The organism is Paenibacillus sp. BJ-4 (assembly GCF_020404765.1).
In the GTDB taxonomy this organism is placed as follows: domain Bacteria; phylum Bacillota; class Bacilli; order Paenibacillales; family Paenibacillaceae; genus Paenibacillus.
In genome coordinates this window covers 350,327-369,442 of record NZ_JAIVEM010000140.1, presented here as the reverse complement: position 1 = coordinate 369,442, position 19,116 = coordinate 350,327, and the positions used below count along the sequence as shown (strand labels likewise).

Here is a 19,116-nt window from a genome sequence, read left to right as displayed (position 1 = left end):
GGAACGATTGAAAAAGCGGAAGCGGTCGCCTTTGTGCCCGGATTTTCACCGCCTGAAGTGCCAACGCATATCCTTCATTACCATCAAATTGCCTTAACGACGCCAGATTGCTTCTCTGACTCCACAGGTGTCACCGCTTCATACAGATAGGCATCCAGTTCATCCGCATACTGGCGCTCTTGAGCGGCGCTCCAGCCTGCATGTTCAGACATCAATGCAATAGCGAGCTGCTTCCAGTGCTTCACCTCGTCAATCTGGAAGAACAGCGCCCCCGTTCGACGTATGAAGAAATCGGACGGTGTCACCGTCATTTCCTCTTCCATCGCATACAGGAGCGGGACACGCACTTCCACAGGCAACGCCGCTTCCGTCTCGGTGGGCTCCTTCATGCTGCGTGCCGCAATAGCAAACAGCCGCTCCGTATTGGAGCCGTATCGTGTGGCCCATGCTCTAGCTGTTTGCGGGGATAGGCCGAGCGCCGCACCTGCTACGGCTTGCTTGCTCACGAAGGCATCCCATCCCGCCGAGCCGCCTACGCTGCCGCCCGAAATCGGGATGTGTCTGGTACGGCATGCCCGGAAGCTATGCCCATGCAAGCGCCCCAGCTCGCGTACTGCACGATCCACGACGAGCTCGGACATTTTCCGGTAGCCTGTCAGCTTGCCGCCCGCAATCGTGATCAGCCCAGAACGGGATTCCCAAATTTCGTCCTTGCGCGAAATTTCGGAAGGGCTTTTACCGTCTTCGTAAATAAGCGGTCGTACCCCTGCCCAACTGGATTCCACATCCTTAGCACTCAGCTTCATATCCGGAAACATCCCGTTGATCGCTTGAAGCACATACGTCCGATCTTCAGCGGTCATTCGGGGATGAGCTGTATCCCCTTCGTATACCGTATCGGTCGTACCCGCATAGGTTTTACCATCACGCGGGATCGCAAATACCATGCGTCCATCTGGTGTGTCGAAGTACACAGCCTGTTTGAGCGGAAAGCGCTTGGCATCGAATACCAGATGGACGCCTTTAGTCAGGCGAAGCATCTTGCCCTCTTTGGAGCGATCCATCTCCCGCAATGTATCCACCCACGGTCCGGCCGCGTTAATGACCAGCGAAGCCCGAATTTCGTAAGGCTTTCCCGTTACCCGGTCCGTTACACTTGCACCGCTAATTCGACCTTCATCATACAGCAGCCTGTCGGCCTGGGCATAGTTCACCGCCAGCGCCCCTCGCGCAACAGCCTCCTTCATAACCTCAATCGTTAGGCGAGCATCATCTGTACGATACTCTACGTAGCTGCCGCTTCCCTTCAATCCTTCACGCTTCAGCAAAGGCTCCCGCTCCAGCGTAGCCTGGATGTCCAGCATTCGGCGGCGCTCACTGCGTTTGACCCCGGCAAGAAAATCATATACCAACAAGCCAATCGAGGTGGTGAACGCATTAAACGTGCCCCCCTTGTGAAAAGGAAGCAGCATACGCTCCGGTATGGTCACATGTGGACCATTTTCGAATACGATTGCCCGCTCCTTCCCGACCTCGGCTACCATCTTAACTTCAAACTGCTTCAAATATCGAAGACCGCCATGCACCAGCTTGGTAGAGCGACTGGACGTGCCTGCTGCGAAATCCTGCATTTCCACCAGAGCCGTCTTCAAGCCGCGATCCGCAGCATCCAGTGCAATTCCGGCTCCTGTAATGCCGCCGCCAATAATTAATATATCAAAATGCTCACGTGCCATACGCTCCAAAACAGCCGTTCTCTCCTGCGCAGCAAATCCCTGTTCTCCCATCATCTATCCCTCCAGCTTTGTATATATTCACGATGCGATCGGCCAACCCAATCATCAAAGATACAAAAAAAGACCACGAACATCGCTGCGGCGCATGCCGAGCGGTTCATGGTCTCTCCAAATCTCCTGACGAGTATTAACTTATCCATATCGTAGCACACACTGTACACGATGAAAAGGGAAATCTGCCTGCTACTTGAACGCCATTGCGGCATGAACAACTTTTTTCCAGCCGCTATAAAGCTTCGCACGTCCTCACTCGGCAATTGGAATCTCCTGTTATGATGTCATGATACTCATTTAATACAATTATTGCTTATAATGCTCGAATAGCTGTTTATTCGATGTCGTTACTGCTGTAGCTCCGGCGGCAAGAGCCGCTTCCACATCCTCCGGGGTACGAATCAGTCCACCCGCCAATATGGGAATACCCGTACGTTCACTGACCTCTTTAATCATTGGCGGAACAATGCCGGGCAGCACTTCAATGTAATCGGGTCGTGTCTTTTCCACCAGCGCGTAGCTTTTTTCCAGCGCAATTGTATCAAGCAGGAACACCCGCTGAACCGCAAGGATTCCCTTCTTTTTAGCAGTTGCAATCACTCCAGACCGGGTAGAGATGATTCCAAACGGCTTAATCTCCTGACACAAATATTCTGTAGCATATTCATCATTCTTCAAGCCTTGCACCAGATCAGCATGTAAAAGCATCTGCTTGTTCCGACTCCTGGCTAGCTGATACAGGCTGCGAAGCTGCGCTACATGTGTGTCCAGAAAAACAGCATACTCGTAGGAGCTGTCCAAAATGCCCTCCAGTTGCTTCATTTGCTTAGCAGCAGGCAAAATGCGTTGTCCCTGAAATGGCATGGATGATCCCCCTTAGATCCCTAGGCTAAAATGTCGGTCAAATCTTTCAAATTTTATATTATCACTCTATTCAACAAACGTGAAGCGGTTTCATTTTTAGGCATATATAAAAAGCTGTCCTCCCGACCATAAATACATTCGGGAAAACAGCCTTAGTCCTTAACAGAAATAGATCACATCATACTTCAGCGCCATAAAAAGCCTTATATTGTGCTAGCCCTCAAAGCCTTCACGCAGCCACGAGGTAGCGAGCGTGATCGCACCGCGCTTTGCCGCGGTTTCCGCCAACGGGTTCAGCATCACGAAGTCATGAATGATGCCCTGAAAGCGTACAGCGGTCACATCTACCCCCGCTTCACGGAGCTTGCTCGCATACGCCTCGCCTTCATCACGCAACACGTCAGCCTCGCCTGTAATGACCAGCGCACGTGGCAGCCCCTTGAGCTGGTCTGTGGTTGCGCGCAGCGGGGATGCCGTGATCTGCGCTCGTTCGTTGGGATCAGTCGTATATTGATCCCAGAACCATTGCATTCCCTCGCGGCTCAGGAAATATCCTGTGGCGAACGCCTGATACGATTCTGTATCAAAAGAAGCGTCCGTCACCGGGTAAAATAACAGCTGCTGCCGGATGGAAGGGCCGCTGCGCTCCTTCGCCAGCAGGGTTACGGCTGCGGTCATGTTACCGCCGACACTGTCTCCAGCTATCGTCAACGTATCGGGTTTCAGCCCATGCTCGCGTCCATGCTGTGCCACCCATTGAACGACTGCGTAGATTTCCTCAATCGCCGTCGGGTATTTGGCTTCAGGTGACAAGCTGTATTCCGGGAATACAACAGCTGCCTGTGTACCCACTGCCAATTCACGGATCAGACGATCATGCGTATGAGCATTCCCGAATACCCAGCCTGCTCCGTGGACATATACAATGACCGGCAGATCGCCTGTCACCTGTTGCGGGCGAACCATTCTGATCTGTACCTCACCGCTTGGGCCACCGGGAATCGACAGGTCCTCCATATCGGCGGTAGGCTTGTCCGCTGGACCGGATTGAACCTCATTGACCGTTTCACGTCCTTTTTCTGGACCCAAATCATACAGAAACGGAGGTTTGGCATTATCGTCTGCAAATTTTTGTGCTGCAGGCTCAAGCTGTATTTTTTTACTCATATCGAGTCTCCCTTCCTGTCTTGTCTTTATATACTTAAACGAGTTCCGCTCTTTCCAATCGAAGGATTTTAGCTGGCTTGGTGGAGGCGCTTGACTTTCATTTCATTTTGTAACTATAATAGTTACATATTAAAGTTCGTGAATGAACAGGATGCATTTACGATTAAATGAATGATACAACCAAATTATATTTATAGGAGGCTTTCTATTATGAAAATTGCAGTTATTGGTGCAAGCGGTAAAGCAGGAAGAAATATTATAAAAGAAGCATCGGACAGAGGACACGAAGCAACCGCAATCGTTCGCGACCCGGCTAAAGTAGCAGACAATCGTGCCACTGTGGTACAAAAAGACGTTTTTGATCTGAAAACAGATGATCTGAAAGGTTTTGACGTAGTTGTTAACGCTTTTGGCGCCCCATTTGGACAAGAGCATCTGCATGTAGACGCAGGTAACGTACTGATTGAAGCGCTGCGTAATGTGTCCGGTACACGGCTGATTGTGGTAGGTGGTGCAGGCAGCTTGTTTACTGACGAATCCCACACCCTTTTGGTAAAAGATACTCCTAATTTCCCGGATTTCGTATATCCAACAGCACATAATCAGGGAAAAAACCTGGAAATTCTGCGTGGCACCAGTGACCTGAATTGGACTTTCATCAGCCCTTCTGCTGAATTTGCTCTGGGCAAACGCACAGGCTCTTATCAAGTAGGAAAAGACACACTGTTGGTTAATTCCAAAGGTGCAAGCTATGTCAGCTATGAAGATTATGCAGTAGCTGTGGTCGACGAAATTGAAAAGCCACAACATCTGAATCAACGTTTTACAGTGGTATCCGAGTCCTAATTCTCCGCATCTTGGCAGCACATTTAAACATAAAAAAGACCCTCCGCTCACTTTCTCATGCTGATATGAAAAAGTCTGATTTTACTCTAAATCGGACTATCTATCCATACGTACTATGAGAATATGAACCCGAAGGGTCTTTCGTTATGACTTGTTGACACCAACCTTCTTCTTCGGTTCGTGAAGGGAAGATTCCTTTTTATCGCTAAAACATAGCTTGAGAATCGGAGGCGCAGCCAAGGTCGTCAAAATAACGGCAATAATCACCGATGTAAAATATTGCTGTGCCAACAGACCCGTCTGCAGACCGGTAGCTGCGATAATAAGCGCGACTTCACCACGCGATATCATCCCGGAGCCGATTGCAAGCGAAGAACGGTTATCAAAGCCCGTCAGCCGTGCACCAATGCCTCCCCCGATCAGCTTTGTCACCAGTGCAATCAGTGTCAAGGCAACAACAAATCCAAGCTGCTGTCCAACTCCCTCAAAGGAAACATTTAAACCAATACTGACAAAAAACACAGGAACAAAAATGGAATAAGCGATGGGCTCCATCTTTTCCTCGACGACGTGCTTATAGCCTGTTTGTGCGATGGAAATTCCGGCTGCGAAGGCTCCGATAATCCCTGCCATCCCCAACACATCAGCAAAATACGCAAATCCAAAGCAGATAATCAGTGCAGCCGTGATGACTGCTTCAGTCACTTTTAGTGGAGCAAGTATTTTCATAATCCACGGAACAACCAACCATCCTCCCAGAATAGCTCCGACGAAGAAGATTAATTTTTTGCCGACGAGAAGCCCGAGCGACATCTCTTGCCCGCCCATACCGAACACACTCATCAGCACTGCAAGCAACACCACAACAAGCACATCATCCAGCACAGCCGCACCCAAAATGGTCGAGCCTTCCCGGGTATTTAGCTTGTTCATATCCTTAAGCACCTGCACCGTAATACTTACAGAAGTGGCACTCAGGATAACCCCGAGAAACCACCCTTCATGTACCGTGAATCCAAAGGCTTCCCCTACACCAAAACCGCAAACCAGCGGTAAAATAATACCTCCGACCGCCACCGCTACCGCAGGTTTCCAGTTACGTCGAAGCTGATCCAGGTCAGTCTCCAGTCCGGCAATGAACATCAGCAGCAGCACGCCGATCTCAGACATATCATGAATCAGCGTATCACTCTGAACCCATCCTAATACGGCTGGACCCAGCACGATCCCCGCGATCAGCTTCCCTAACACTGCGGGTTGGCCGAGTCGGACTGACAGATGACCTGCGACTTTTGTGAACAGCAGAATCAGCAGAAGATATAGTATAAATTGCATAGGCTGATAACCTCCTTTATTTAAGTTTTCGGGCTCATTTGCGCATCATCTTGAATTTCAACACACCCCTATAGTCATAAAATGCAAAATAAACGTGCAAAATATGTGTCTGACCTGGAACATAATAATCCTGACAAAATAAAAAGGGCAACCTGTAGTACAGCGCAGGTTCCCCAAAAAAATACAAAAAGGAGCCTTGGTGACAGGCTCCTCCGGTAATTCATTATCATTTGATGTTGTCGGTCAAGTTCGCGCAAATGAACATCTATATAATTTATTATATCTCTTCTATAAACCCGTGTAAACGAGTTGAATCAATTTTCTGCTTTTTTTACATATCTGTCGCGGTATTCATGATTCAGCATACTCATCAGGATCGAATCATGGTATTCATGATTGTAGAATAAAGCATCCCTTTGCACACCTTCACGCTGAAAGCCTACTTTTTCATAGCAGCGAATAGCCCGTTCATTATAATCAAATACATTCAGCTCAATCCGATGCAGGTTGCAGATTCCGAATCCGTAACCCAGCATGAGTACAAGCGCTTCAGTGCCGTAGCCTTTACCCTGATTTCCTTGTTCATTGATAGCAATACGGATATTGGCACTGCGGTTCAAGCTGTCCATATCCTGCAGGGCTATATCCCCAATGACACAATCATCTTCGTGAAGCGCAATCAAAAGCAGCAGGCTTGAGGTATCCTGCCCCTTAGCCTCGATATAACGTGCAATTTGATCCTTGGTAAAACTGCGCTGTGTGCCTGTCAGTCTCCGCACATCGGGATGGAACAACGTATTATAGTATAGCTCAGTGTCTTCCACCTGAATGGGACGCAAGTAAACGCGTGATCCTTCAAGCAATCGCGCCACAGGCGCTGTAGTTGAAGTTTGTTGACTCATTACTATTCCCCCTATGGTAAATTAGGAATTTCAGAACTTGAAACAAGCCTACTAGGCAAGGTCGACATTCTGTTCTGGAGCAAGGCTGGAATCAGCGAGGGGTTCTCGCCAAATGACGGATTGAAGCAGTAGTCCGGCCAATCCCAAGACTCCAACGGTCAGCCCGATCCAGACAAAAGCTGTCCCTGCCCCTGCCATTCGAATCAATAACCCACCGGCAAGCGGCGAAACGATCATGATCGCTCCAATCACGGTGCTTTGGATACCGAAGACACGCCCCACCATATCAGCCGGGGTTTTGGCTTGTAATATGTAATTCTGGGTGATGATGTACAGGCCATTGCCCACGCCTAGCGTGGCCCCAATCATAAGCAGGACGGGCAAACCAGTCCCCGGTTGCGACCAGCCCAAAGCGGCAATAGCTCCGCCAACCAGCACATAGCCTCCACCGAGTCCCCAGCCTGCGCTTATGCGATTCAAGCGATTAAGCACCAGCATGCAGCCGACGGCGCCAGCCCCTATGGCTGAAACCAGCCAGCCGAGCAGTGATTCGTTACCCGGAGCGAGCACTCGCAGCAGCGTGGGAAACTGGTAGTCAATCATGAGAATGGCGATCAAGCCGAAAAGCCCGAATATGAGCGTATGCAAAAGCATTCGAGTGCGCCAGAGGAACGCCCAACCCTCACGCCATTGGCTGAGAAAGCCGGATGCGCGGACAGGCTCCTCTCGCATCCTGGCATCACCAGCCTCAGGCGCTGCATGCAATGCCAGCTTTTCTAGCTTTTCTTGCTGCTCGTCAGCAACCGCTGCTTGCTGATCGGTGCTGGCCAGCGCCGGGCCGATTCCGCGCAGCGGCCACAGCAGCAGGCCCGAGCAGAGACGCAGCAATGCATTTAGAATAATGCATGCCTGAGGGGACAGCACAGTCAAGGTCATGGCGCCCAGCAATGGCCCTGCCACTTTGGAGGCCTGATTGACCAGCCCGTTCAGCGAGGTCGCCCGAAACAGGTCACCGCTGGCAACTACTGTGCGGGTCAAGCCTTGCTGTGACGGCATTTGGAATACACCAGCCGCCGCGCGCAAACCCAGCAAAGGCAATAGCCACGCCGGACCTGGGACGGCGAGAATCGCCAGCGTCAATAAGGCGATAGCTGCATCGCAGCCGATCATCAGCCGGGCCTTGTGTACTCGGTCAGCTAACGTACCTGCGATGGAGCCCAGCAGCAGACCCGGTAGCGCCATCACTACCGGAATCAGCGCAATCAGCATGGGATCAGCTTCCCAACGATAAGCAACAAGCACCTGAATGGCGATAGCATCAAACCAATCGCCAAAGGAGGCAGCTGTGTGTGCCGCAAACATTCGCGTAAAACGGCTATTGCGCCAAATGCTGGGCGTGGATTGCAATTCTTTCTTCTCCTTCATTTCTACTCACCCTGCTCTCAATTTTCTGCCTCTTTAGCAATAAGAACATCCTAACGGGCCTATATCAGAAGAAAATCAGACAGCAAAAAATATCAGACTGCAGAAAGTGTCTGCTCCAGCCATCGCCTCAGTGCAGGACGATATAGTGTTAAACCGTTGTCCTGATCAAGTCGTTCGTAACGAGCCGCATATTTTTCTTCCAGCATGGGGTAGGTGCCACAAAGCTTCAAGAAGCCACGGATTTGACAGACCGCTTTGATTTTTAGCAACTCCTGTTTAGCCATATCCAGGGTGTCCAGCCCTTCATCCATGAGCCGCTCGGCGTTTTCCACATCTCCAGTGCGCAACAGCATAAGTCCACGCATCAGGCGATAACGGCCCAGTTCGCGCAAATACGGAGCCTTCGACAGCATGCCTTCCAGACGATCAGACAGTTCGGCAGCCTTTTCCATGTGATTGGCAACCAGATGCATGTACATCTCCATCAGTGCAACAGGCATCACAAATTTATCGAGGTCATCCCGCTCCATCACTGCAAAAGCCAGCGGAAGACCCTCCTGCGCGCGTTCAGGTTGTCCATTCTCCACATAAGCCTCAAGGATGTTGAGAATACGCAATTCCCTCTCCTGCTCTTTGGATAGTAATCCACTGGAAAGCACCTGCTCACATAGAGCAAGCTTCTGATCCGTTACCCCTGCTGTACCTGTATATAGCAGTAACATCCAGTATATTCGATCTCTGGGAGCAAAATCCTCCTGTTCCAAAAACCACAATATATCGGCCTGCACAAACCGAGTATACATCTGATAAAAAGGAGACAGTTCAAAACCCATCTGCTCCTGCTGGGCAGCCAGCGCTACGATGGAATTGCCCTGCCCCAGCAGCTGATATTTCCGGAATAGTCCATGCACGGCGTCCTGCACCTCCTGATCGTACAAGGACGGATGATTGGGTCGCTGCACGTCAGTCAGGGTCAAGCTGTAGCCATACCCTCTAACCGTATGAATACGGAACACATTCCATGACTTGAGTTTTTTGCGCAATCTATAGATATGATCATCCACTGTACGCTCCACCGGATACTCCAGCGGCCATACACGATCCAACAGCTGTTCGCGGGTGAATACCTGGTTCCGGTTATCATAGAGAAAACGCAGCAGCGCAAACTCTTTTGCCAGCAGTATGACCTGCTCTGTACCACAGATTACACTGTAGCCCTCCGCATCAAATTGCAGTCTGATCATCCACCTCGCCTCCGACATATCGTTTCCTCGCTGCGCCCAGCCCTGTAAACATAAGCACAACACTCAGGCACAAGAGCAGCAGCAGCGGAATCGTCCAGCCTTGGGTCGCATCATGCAAATAACCGAACAGCGTTGGCCCCGTCGCCGCCAGCAAATAACCAAAGGATTGAGCCATGCCAGACAGCTCTGCCGCCTGCTGCGGTGTCCTCGTTCGCAAATTAAAGAACATCATCACTAACGGAAAAGCAAAACCACCCGCTATACCGATACAAATGACCCAAATCACACTCCACTGTGTGGCCCCCAGCAAAAATCCGCCCAGACCGATAAAATACAGCACAGCCATAATGAGAACCAATACCCGCTGATCCTTCAAGCGTGCTGCCCAAATCGGCACAATAAAGGTAAATGGCATTTGCGCAAACTGCAACACGGACAGCATCCATCCTGCAGTCTCGGAATCCATTCCCTGTCCACTCATCATCTCGGGAAACCAGGCGGCAGGGACATAAAACAGGGCAGATTGCAGCCCCATAAACAGCGTCACCTTCCAGGCTAAAGACGATTTATACACATTGACGGTTCGGGCGGATATTGCCGCCTTATTAACTGTTTTGCGCGTTTTGAGAAGCTGGGGAATCCAGAGTAAAATACCGATGACACCCATCATCGCCCATATTCCCAAAGCACCACGCCAGCCCATACCTGCGTTCAAAGCGAGCGGTATACTCAGACCGGAGGCTGTTGCAGCGACCACATTCATGGATACTGAATATACGCCGGTCATGAGTCCACTGTTACGGGGAAACTCTTCTTTAATCAGACTGGGCAGCAAAACATTGCACACTGCAATAGCCAATCCCAGCATGGCTGTTCCGGCAAATAATGCAGTCACTCCCAACGTGGAACGCACCACGATACCCGCGGTTAACAGCAGCAAAGCTGTAAAAATAACACGGGGTGACCCGAAGCGACGCGCCAGATGAGCTACAAAAGGCGACAATAATGCAAAAGCAAGCAGCGGTAATGTCGTTACTAAGCCGCTCAGTGTATTCGAGATATGCAAAGAATCCTTAATCAAGCCGATCAGAGGCCCTACAGAAGTAATCGAACCGCGCAAATTAGCACCTACCAGAACCACTCCTAAGGCAAGCATCCAAGGACCGGCATACCACAAAGATTTGTATACTAAAGCTCGTTGGTGTTGCTGTGAATTCATCTCTCTATTCTCCAATCCTACTGTGTTATGCTCAAAGGCTCCAACCGAGTGTACGGCTGGAGCCTGAGCAATTTTTCTCTTATTAAATTATAAAGGCATTGATGCCATATGCATAGGACGGATCGGCATAGCAGTCCGAATCTTCCAGTTCAGCGTACAGCTCCAACCGAATAAGCAAAGGCTGCCTGCAAGGATTTGTTCCTTTGGAGGCAGCCTTCAGCTCATGACTCAGATGTATTATGCCGTGCCTAACGTACCAACCAGCCGCCATCCACCGCAAGGATATGACCATTCATGTAATCGGAACCTTGACTGGCGAGGAAAACAACAACCCCCATCAGATCGGAAGGATCGCCCCAGCGGCCTGCAGGAATACGCGACAAAATTTCCTGATTGCGGCTCTCCTCCGCACGGATTGGGGCTGTGTTCGCAGTAGCAATATAACCAGGGGCAATCGCATTAATCTGAACGTTATGAACCGCCAGCTCGTTGGCAAATGCCTTGGTCAAGCCAGCCACTGCGTGCTTGCTCGCTGTATACGGCGGAACGAACTTGCCGCCCTGAAAAGCAAGCATAGAGGCGACATTGATAATCTTCCCGCTTTTTTGCTCTACCATCACCTTCGCTACTTCCTGGCTCAGATGATATACAGCATTCAGGTTGATTTCCATTACAGCATCCCAATCCTCATCTTTGTACTCCAGCAAAGGAGCGCGACGGATCGTACCCGCATTGTTTACAAGGATATCAATTTTACCAAATTCCTTGACGCATTCTTCTACAATCTTCTTAATAGATGCTTTTTCCGTCAGGTCAGCTTGATAAAAAGCAACCTTCACACCTGTAGGCTCCAGCAGACGTCTGGTTTCTTCATACTCATCATTGTTAGCTACAATGAACAGGTCAGCGCCCGCTTTGGCTAAAGCCACTGAATACCCTTGACCCAAACCCGTGTTGCCTCCTGTTACAATTGCTGTTTTGCCTTTCAGATTAAAAAAGTCTAATGAAAAATTGTCCAGACCCATGTCCACGCCTCCATCATACTTTAGTTTAAAATATATACCTGTAATGAATCCTACAGTGCTGCACGAACTTCCTTATATTTAGCTACATAACGCGCCGCGTTTTCTGTAATCAGATCATAGCGGCCTTCCTTGGCCGGAGCCGTCAGATTGCCACCAATCCCTACTGCCACACATCCGTTGCGCAGCCAGGTCTCCATATTATCCAGATCCACACCACCGGTTGGCATAATCTGCACATGAGGCATTGGACCTCTAACTGCCTTCACAAAATCAGCTCCCATCGCACTGCCCGGGAACAGCTTTACAACATCACTGCCTAATTTCATGGCTTCCTTGATTTCGTTCAGCGTCATGCAGCCGGGCATATAAGGGATCGCATACAAATTGCACAGCTTCGCTGTTTCTTCTTCAAAAGAAGGACTCACTACAAACTCCGCTCCAGCCAAAATAGCAATTCTCGCCGTCAGGGACTCCAGTACTGTCCCCGCACCAATAACAGCCTGATCCTTAAATTCGTCTCTCAATCTACGAATAACCTGGTCTGCATCCGGCGTAGTAAACGTAAGCTCAATATTGTCCAGGCCGCCTTCAATGCAGGCTTTGGACATTTGGTACGCTTCCTCCGCTGCGTTTCCCCGAATAACTGCGACAACACCAACCGAAGTGATATGCTCCAAAACTTTCTTTTTTGTCATGTTCCTGATCCTTTCCACCAATGGAATGACCATGTATCATTAGCTGCTTGCAGGTCTCCGCTTCCAAACGCCGAACGGATTAACGCAACTCGCTCATGGCTACCTGATCCATGTCTTTGTATGTTTTATTTTCACCGGCCATGCCCCAAATAAAGGTATAGCTGCCCGTAGCCGCACCGCAGTGGATCGACCAAGGCGGAGAAATAACCGCTTCATCATTCTTCATCACCAGATGGCGCGTTTCGTTCGGCTCACCCATCAGGTGAAACATTCTGGCGTTCTCTTCCAGCTCAAAGTAGAAATACACTTCCATACGGCGATCATGCACATGTGTCGGCATGGAATTCCACACACTGCCGTTCTCCAGCGTCGTCATGCCCATAACCAATTGACAGCTTTGAATGCCTTCATCATGAATAAAGCGACGCAGCGTACGATTATTGGCCGTTTCCTGCGAACCCAGACTTTCAGACGGCACATCGGCAAAAGACTGCTTCTTTGTCGGATAAGTCGTATGAGCCAAGGCCGAGACGATATAAAATTTTGCAGGCTTTTCACTGGAATCGCTTTCAAAGATCAACTCCTTGCCACCTTTGCCTACGTAGAGGCAGTCTTTCGTGTCCAACTCGTAGGTGTCACCGTCTACCTTGACCGTGCCGCTACCGCCAACATTAAAAATCCCCAGCTCGCGGCGCTCCAGGAAGGTTTCCGCTTTGATTTGATCGCTGCCTTCCAGCGCAACAGATTTATTCACGGGATAAATGCCCCCGATAATAACACGATCTTCATGTGTATAGACCAGCTTTACTTCCTCAGGCACAAACAGATCCTGAATCAGATAGTGCTGACGCAACTCTTCAGTCGTAAAATGCTTGGCATGTTCGGGATGAGTTGAATAACGCATTTCCATAAAAACATTCCTCCTGTTTAGATAAATTTTTTTATCAATGGAATTGTTATAAAAGCGGTTTCTAACTCTACTTCTTAGCTAGAATTGTAATTATTATCTAAGAGGGTGTCAACCCAAAACTTCATCACACCTTGAAAAATCCTGATTATTCACGAACTTTTACACGTTTTTTACCTTTTGATAAACAAATTCATATTTTTTTATCTACATTACCCAAAAAGTTTTTATTAAATATATCAACTTCCTCATTGTGAAAAACCGATTTATGTGATAATTTCAATTTATTCAGTTGGTGCATACGCTTACAGATTTAGTTTACTAAACACAAGGAGGAATTCAAATGACCGCAACATTGGATGCTGTTACCTTTGGAGAACCGATGGCCATGTTTTATGCCAATGAAGCAGGCTCTCTGGATGAGGTACGTTCATTCACCAAAGCGCTGGCCGGGGCGGAGACGAATGTTTCGGCCGGTTTGGCGCGTTTGGGACTACGCGCGGGACTCGTGACCAAACTTGGCGAGGATACGTTCGGCAAGTTCATTGCCGATGCGCTGCGCCAGGAGAAAATTGACACCCAGAACGTCATGTTTACCAAGGAAAACTCTACCGGAATGCTGATTAAATCCAAAGTCACCAGTGGAGACCCTGAGGTGGAGTATTTCCGCAAGCATTCCGCTGCTTCCACACTGAGCATCGCTGATTTTAACGAAGCCTACTTTGCCGGGGCTCGTCACCTGCACTTTACAGGTATTTCTGTCGCACTTTCCCCTGAATGCCGTGACTTCGCCCGCCATGCGAAGCAATTTATGAAAAAAGCAGGGAAAACGGTATCCTTCGATCCCAATCTCAGACCCAAACTATGGCCTGACACACCAACGATGGTGGAAGCAATTAACGAGGCTTCTGAGGGCTGTGACTGGCTGTTGCCAGGCATTCATGAGGGTAAAATATTAACAGGCTACACCTCGCCTGAGGATATCGCCTCGTTTTACCTTGACCGCGGCACCTCGCTGGTCATTATCAAGCTGGGAACGGAAGGCGCCTATTACAAATCTGTGGATGCAGAGGGATATGTCAAACGCTTCCGCGTGGATCATGTCGTGGATACCGTCGGGGCTGGTGACGGCTTTGCCGCAGGTGTTATCAGCGCGCTGCTGGAGGGCTTGCCTTTGGCCGAAGCAGTCAAGCGCGGTAATGCCCTTGGCGCGCTGGCCGTCATGTCAGCTGGAGACATGGACGGCTATCCGACGCGAGCCGAGCTGGAGTCCTTCTTGCTCAGCGCCAGCACGAATTAGGCCCGGTTCATTCTCAGTCAGGCTCATTCCCAATCGGGTTCATTCCCAGCATGATCTTCACCGCTAGCAGAACAAGCTTAATAAGGCCGAATCATAAGATCGGCCTCAACCTTCAATAGCCCGTATTCGCTTTTGTGTGACCTGAGCAGCCTATGAGTGCTCAGGCGTACCAAGGAATACGGGCTATTTTTTTATAATGTATGACTCGATGCTCGTCTACAGCGTTTTGACGGATTCTCCCCGATTGATATCCGGCACAAAACGGTAAATGATCGGAACCGATTCGCCGCCCTCCTCAATGCTGGACAGCAGCGTCTTGGCCGCCTGCTTCCCCATATCCGCAATCGGCTGCGTAATGGTCGTAATCGGCGGATTGTAAATATGGGCAAACTCCGCATCGTCAATTCCGATAATGGATAGCTCAGCCGGAATGCGTATGCGGCGGGCATTCACATATTTCAGCGCTTCTGCCAGCACGATATCATTGCCCGCCAACAGCGCAGTCGGCGGCTCCGGTAGCTGAAACAGCTCCTTCAGCGTCTGCTGGATTTCTTCTCTCGGTACACTGCGCATGTACTCCTCCCGAAAGGGCAAGCCAGCCTCCTCCAGCGCCTTTTTGTAACCGCTCAGCCGCTCCACTCGTGGCGTAATCCGGTTCACTCCAAGCGGCAGGGTAATCAGCGCAATCCGCTCATGCTTATGGGATACCAGTTCTTGAATCGCCAGCTTGATCGCCATTTCGTTATCCAGCAGCAGGCTGCGTGTATTCACCCCGTCAACCAGACGGTCCAGAAATACCAACGGGTACTTTTCACGAATGAGCTGGTTGTAAACATCCGCATGCCTGCCTGTCGGGAAGATGATTAAACCGTCCACCTGCCGGGCCTTGAGCATCTCAATATACTGGCTCTCCTTATCCGGGTTTTCGTCGGCGTTACAGATGATTACCTGAATGCCAAAACGCTGCAATTCCTCCTCAATCGCGCGGATGGACTGGATCGACAGCGTATAATCAATGTTGGCTACAATAACACCCACCATAAACGTTCGGTTTTGCTTCAAGCTGCGGGCCAGCCCATTAGGCTGATAATTCAGCTCCTGAATCACCTCGGCAATTCGATCTCTGGTCTGGTCGCTCATATATTTATATCGTTTGTTCAGAAATTGCGAGACCGTGCTTTTAGACACTCCCGCCTTCTGGGCAACATCTTCAATCGTAGGCTTCTTCATCGGTACACTCCTTGTCCTTCGTACTGCGTTAGTGCAACAAAAGTATATCTTTTTTTTAGTAAATTTACCATACTTCTATTTATGAATGCCATGATTATATATGCTGAACTTAAAAGTTGCCTGTGGTGCCACTGCGCAGACAGATGGTGACCCATGCAGCAAAAAGAGGCAGCTCAAGATGTTCTCTTGAACTGCCTCCACGTAATCATAAATGCTACTCAGATCAATGCGCCGGAATCGGAGCTGCAGGCTGATCTGGTGTATCGTGCTCGACCAGCGCATGCTTTTCCCACAAACGGCTTCTCCAGCGAGCATACATAATGACGGCACGAGTCCATTCATCAGCGGCAATAGCCAGCCATACACCTGCGAGTCCCATATCCAGCTTGAACACAAGCAGATAACCAAGCGGTAAGCTCATGCAAACCATGGAGATCAGTCCCATAAAGACCGGGAACTTGGCATCTCCAGCGGCACGCAACGAGTTAATAATGACGATATTCGTCGTCCGGCCGCTTTCCAGCAGGATGCTAAGTAAGATGACCTGTGCTCCCAAACGGATAATTTCAGGGTTTTCGGTGAACAGACCAAGCAAAGGCACACGGAAAAAGATAACTACCGCATCAATAACCACGGTCACGAGCAGCGCCCATTTTACACTGCTTAATACACGTTTATAGGCTGTATCCTTCTGTCTGGCTCCCACGAGCCTTCCCACCACGATAGCCGTTCCCATACCGACTGCCATGCTGAACAAATAAATATAGCTTGAAATGTTATTCGCATATTGACGCGTTGCCATTGCTTCTGCACCCAGATAAGTCACGTATAATGTGAATATGAGCTGACACGACTGATACATAATGGATTCCAGCGCGGATGGCACACCAATACGCAATATTTTAGAGATAAATTTTTTGGACAATTGGACGTAATATTTCCACTCCACACGTACTTCGGTTACCCGGTACATAAGCCAGAAGAAGATCAAAAGACAAATAAAGCGGCTGCCTACCGTAGAAATAGCTGCCCCCTCTACACCGAGCGCAGGCATTCCCCAATGTCCGAAAATCAAAACATAGTTGCCGACGACGTGGATCACGTTCATTAGCACCGATACATACATCGTTTCCCGGGTAAACCCATGTGTACGAATGGTCGCCGCCAGCGCGTTAATCAATGCCTGAAGGAAAATGGCGCCCCCGACGATACTTATATAGGATTCTGCATAAGCCAGAATATCTCCTTGGACGTTCAGCCACTGCAGCATATGAGTACCAAACACGAGAAAAATTACGCTAAGCAATAGACCAACCATTAAATTCAATGTAATGGCCGTGCCCGTAACCTGGGCCGCTTCGACAAGTTTTTTAGAACCGATATATTGAGCTACGACGATAGCAGCGCCGTTGCCGATAACCTCCAGTACAAGGATGGCAATTGAAATAATTTGGTTGGACGCGCCCACACCCGACACTGCATTATCAGATACAGAGCTGAGCATGAATGTATCGACGCTTCCCATCAGCATAAACAGGAACAATTCAAGGAATATAGGCCATGTCAGACGGAACAAATTCAGTTCCTTGGCTTCGGACAATACCGAACCATTTTTTAGTGCTCTGGTTGTCATTCATTCACCTTTCTTCATAGATTTATTTAACGATCAAAGGGTATGTTAGCACAGTCATTCTGAAAATACATCCCGTTTACGTAAAAAGAATTGCAAAACGCGTAAGAATTCATTTATCACTTTCTTTCAATTGATTATCGAACTTTATTGAAACATAATATGGCACGATTAGATCCGTAATCCTCGCTTTTCCGGCAGAATTAGGGCGTAAGTGTATAATATATGATAAGCCTGTGAGTATTGCCGCTGACAGACTGCGAAGATGGTTATAATCTAAATTTTTAAAGGCTCATACTGTAATAAAGGAGGCTTTTACAAATGACTCAATCATTTCAAGCCCTGGTCGTCGATCAGACGCAGGACGGTGAAGTTCAAGCAGAGGTACGCTCTTTGGAAGCTGGCAGTTTACCCGCTGGAGAAGTATTGATTCATGTCGCTTATTCCAGCATCAATTATAAAGACGGGCTTGCCGCCCGCAAGGATGGCAATATCGTCAAAGCCTATCCGTTTGTACCTGGCATAGACTGCTCTGGAACGGTCGTGGCTTCGGAGGATGGCCGCTTCAGCGCAGGACAAGCAGTGCTCGTGACTGGATACGGATTTGGTGTATCTCAATTCGGGGGATTCAGCGAATATGCGCGTGTGCCTGGAGACTGGGTGGTTCCGCTTCCGGACGGACTCACACTGAAAGAGGCGATGATCTACGGGACAGCCGGATTCACCGCAGCCCTGTCGTTATATCGGCTGGAGCAAAACGGCGTTGCGCCGGATCAGGGCAAAGTACTCGTCACCGGAGCGACGGGCGGTGTAGGCGGCGCAGCCATTGCCCTGCTGAACAAGCGGGGCTACCATGTCGTAGCCAGCAGCGGCAAGGCCGATGCGCACGATTACCTCAAGGCGCTCGGAGCCGCCGAGGTTATCTCCCGCGATGAGGTCTACGACGGCGCAGAGAGCATCCGCCCGCTGGGCAAGCAGCTCTGGCAAGCGGCCATTGATCCCGTAGGCGGAAAGCCGCTCGCTTCGCTGCTCAGCCAAGTCGCCTACAACGGCTCCGTTGCCGTGAGCGGCCTGACGGCAGGCACCAAGCTGCCTACTACGGTGCTGCCGTTTATTTTGCGCGGCGTAAGCCTGCTGGGCATAGACTCCGTCTTCTGCCCTTACGACACCCGCGTAGCGATCTGGAAGCGGCTCGGCAGCGACTGGAAGCCGGAACGGCTGGAGCAGCTTGTTGAGCGCGAGATCGGGTTGGCTGACCTGCCAAGCGCGCTGGAGGACATCCTTGCTGCCCGCTCGCAAGGAAGAACGATTGTGCGGCTGGCTGATTAAGCGGAAGTATATCCGTAAGCTATCCGTCGATATCGTTTTGCGTGGAGAGTGTTCATCCCCTGACACTGAACTTCAATTTTTAGAAGCCTGTAAATCTGCATTTTTGAGATTTACAGGCTTCTTTTTCGTTCTACCGTTACTTAATGAATGGATGTGCAAGCAACCTGGATAAAACATGGTACATTTGAGGGAAAACAAAATACAGTCG

The 19,116-nt window shown here is 49.7% G+C and carries 16 protein-coding genes; 3 read left to right on the top strand and 13 right to left on the bottom strand.

Annotation, left to right across the window (positions count from 1 at the left end; all coding sequences use genetic code 11):
* Positions 1-83: 83 nt before the first annotated feature.
* The 3 genes from LCF57_RS21240 to LCF57_RS21230 all read right to left on the bottom strand — a co-directional run bounded on the left by LCF57_RS21240 (position 84) and on the right by LCF57_RS21230 (position 3,821).
* Entirely contained in the window at positions 84-1,787 is a 1,704-nt protein-coding gene (locus tag LCF57_RS21240; RefSeq protein WP_318840742.1) for a glycerol-3-phosphate dehydrogenase/oxidase, read from the bottom strand.
* Positions 1,788-2,096: 309 nt separating this feature from the next.
* Positions 2,097-2,654 (bottom strand): glycerol-3-phosphate responsive antiterminator, encoded by a 558-nt coding sequence (locus LCF57_RS21235; RefSeq protein ID WP_226002471.1) that lies wholly within the window; start codon positions 2,652-2,654, stop codon positions 2,097-2,099.
* 213 nt (positions 2,655-2,867) lie between these two features.
* Positions 2,868-3,821, bottom strand: a complete 954-nt coding sequence (locus LCF57_RS21230) for an alpha/beta hydrolase (RefSeq protein WP_226002470.1) — start codon at positions 3,819-3,821, stop codon at positions 2,868-2,870.
* Between the two features lie 210 nt (positions 3,822-4,031).
* Between LCF57_RS21230 and LCF57_RS21225 the strand changes: the two genes are divergently transcribed.
* A complete protein-coding gene (locus LCF57_RS21225; protein ID WP_226002469.1) occupies positions 4,032-4,667 on the top strand; it encodes an NAD(P)-dependent oxidoreductase in 636 nt (211 codons plus the stop codon).
* A 144-nt stretch (positions 4,668-4,811) separates the two neighbouring features.
* On the opposite strand, the gene LCF57_RS21220 is transcribed toward LCF57_RS21225, so the two are convergent.
* From LCF57_RS21220 to kduI, 8 genes are all read right to left on the bottom strand, one after another.
* Complete coding sequence (locus tag LCF57_RS21220) at positions 4,812-6,002, bottom strand: cation:proton antiporter (protein WP_226002468.1); 1,191 nt, start codon at positions 6,000-6,002, stop codon at positions 4,812-4,814.
* A 314-nt stretch (positions 6,003-6,316) separates the two neighbouring features.
* Positions 6,317-6,904, bottom strand: coding sequence for a GNAT family N-acetyltransferase (locus tag LCF57_RS21215; protein WP_226002467.1), 588 nt, complete (start codon positions 6,902-6,904; stop codon positions 6,317-6,319).
* 51 nt (positions 6,905-6,955) lie between these two features.
* On the bottom strand, positions 6,956-8,329 hold the full coding sequence (locus tag LCF57_RS21210) for an MFS transporter (protein WP_226002466.1): 1,374 nt from the start codon (positions 8,327-8,329) through the stop codon (positions 6,956-6,958).
* 92 nt (positions 8,330-8,421) lie between these two features.
* Positions 8,422-9,573: a winged helix-turn-helix domain-containing protein gene (locus tag LCF57_RS21205; RefSeq protein WP_226002465.1), complete on the bottom strand. Its 1,152-nt coding sequence runs from the start codon at positions 9,571-9,573 to the stop codon at positions 8,422-8,424.
* Positions 9,554-10,792: a CynX/NimT family MFS transporter gene (locus LCF57_RS21200; protein WP_226002464.1), complete on the bottom strand. Its 1,239-nt coding sequence runs from the start codon at positions 10,790-10,792 to the stop codon at positions 9,554-9,556. The genes LCF57_RS21205 and LCF57_RS21200 overlap by 20 nt, the downstream gene beginning before the upstream one ends.
* Before the next feature lie 248 nt (positions 10,793-11,040).
* Positions 11,041-11,817 carry a 2-dehydro-3-deoxy-D-gluconate 5-dehydrogenase KduD gene (gene kduD / locus LCF57_RS21195; RefSeq protein ID WP_226002463.1) on the bottom strand — a complete coding sequence of 259 codons (777 nt, stop codon included), beginning with the start codon at positions 11,815-11,817 and terminating at the stop codon, positions 11,041-11,043.
* A 50-nt stretch (positions 11,818-11,867) separates the two neighbouring features.
* Positions 11,868-12,512 (bottom strand): bifunctional 2-keto-4-hydroxyglutarate aldolase/2-keto-3-deoxy-6-phosphogluconate aldolase, encoded by a 645-nt coding sequence (locus LCF57_RS21190; protein WP_226002462.1) that lies wholly within the window; start codon positions 12,510-12,512, stop codon positions 11,868-11,870.
* Between the two features lie 79 nt (positions 12,513-12,591).
* The gene (kduI, locus tag LCF57_RS21185) at positions 12,592-13,422 is read right to left on the bottom strand and encodes a 5-dehydro-4-deoxy-D-glucuronate isomerase (RefSeq protein ID WP_226002461.1); all 831 of its coding nucleotides are present in this window, start codon (positions 13,420-13,422) and stop codon (positions 12,592-12,594) included.
* A 340-nt stretch (positions 13,423-13,762) separates the two neighbouring features.
* On the opposite strand from kduI, the gene LCF57_RS21180 reads away from it, so the two are divergent.
* Positions 13,763-14,719 carry a sugar kinase gene (locus LCF57_RS21180; protein WP_226002460.1) on the top strand — a complete coding sequence of 319 codons (957 nt, stop codon included), beginning with the start codon at positions 13,763-13,765 and terminating at the stop codon, positions 14,717-14,719.
* A 216-nt stretch (positions 14,720-14,935) separates the two neighbouring features.
* Here LCF57_RS21180 and LCF57_RS21175 read toward each other — a convergent pair whose 3' ends face one another.
* Entirely contained in the window at positions 14,936-15,949 is a 1,014-nt protein-coding gene (locus LCF57_RS21175; RefSeq protein ID WP_226002459.1) for a LacI family DNA-binding transcriptional regulator, read from the bottom strand.
* Between the two features lie 223 nt (positions 15,950-16,172).
* Positions 16,173-17,582 carry an MATE family efflux transporter gene (locus LCF57_RS21170; protein ID WP_226002458.1) on the bottom strand — a complete coding sequence of 470 codons (1,410 nt, stop codon included), beginning with the start codon at positions 17,580-17,582 and terminating at the stop codon, positions 16,173-16,175.
* A gap of 318 nt (positions 17,583-17,900) precedes the next feature.
* Between LCF57_RS21170 and LCF57_RS21165 the strand changes: the two genes are divergently transcribed.
* The gene (locus LCF57_RS21165) at positions 17,901-18,908 is read left to right on the top strand and encodes an acryloyl-CoA reductase (RefSeq protein ID WP_226002457.1); all 1,008 of its coding nucleotides are present in this window, start codon (positions 17,901-17,903) and stop codon (positions 18,906-18,908) included.
* Positions 18,909-19,116: the final 208 nt, after the last annotated feature.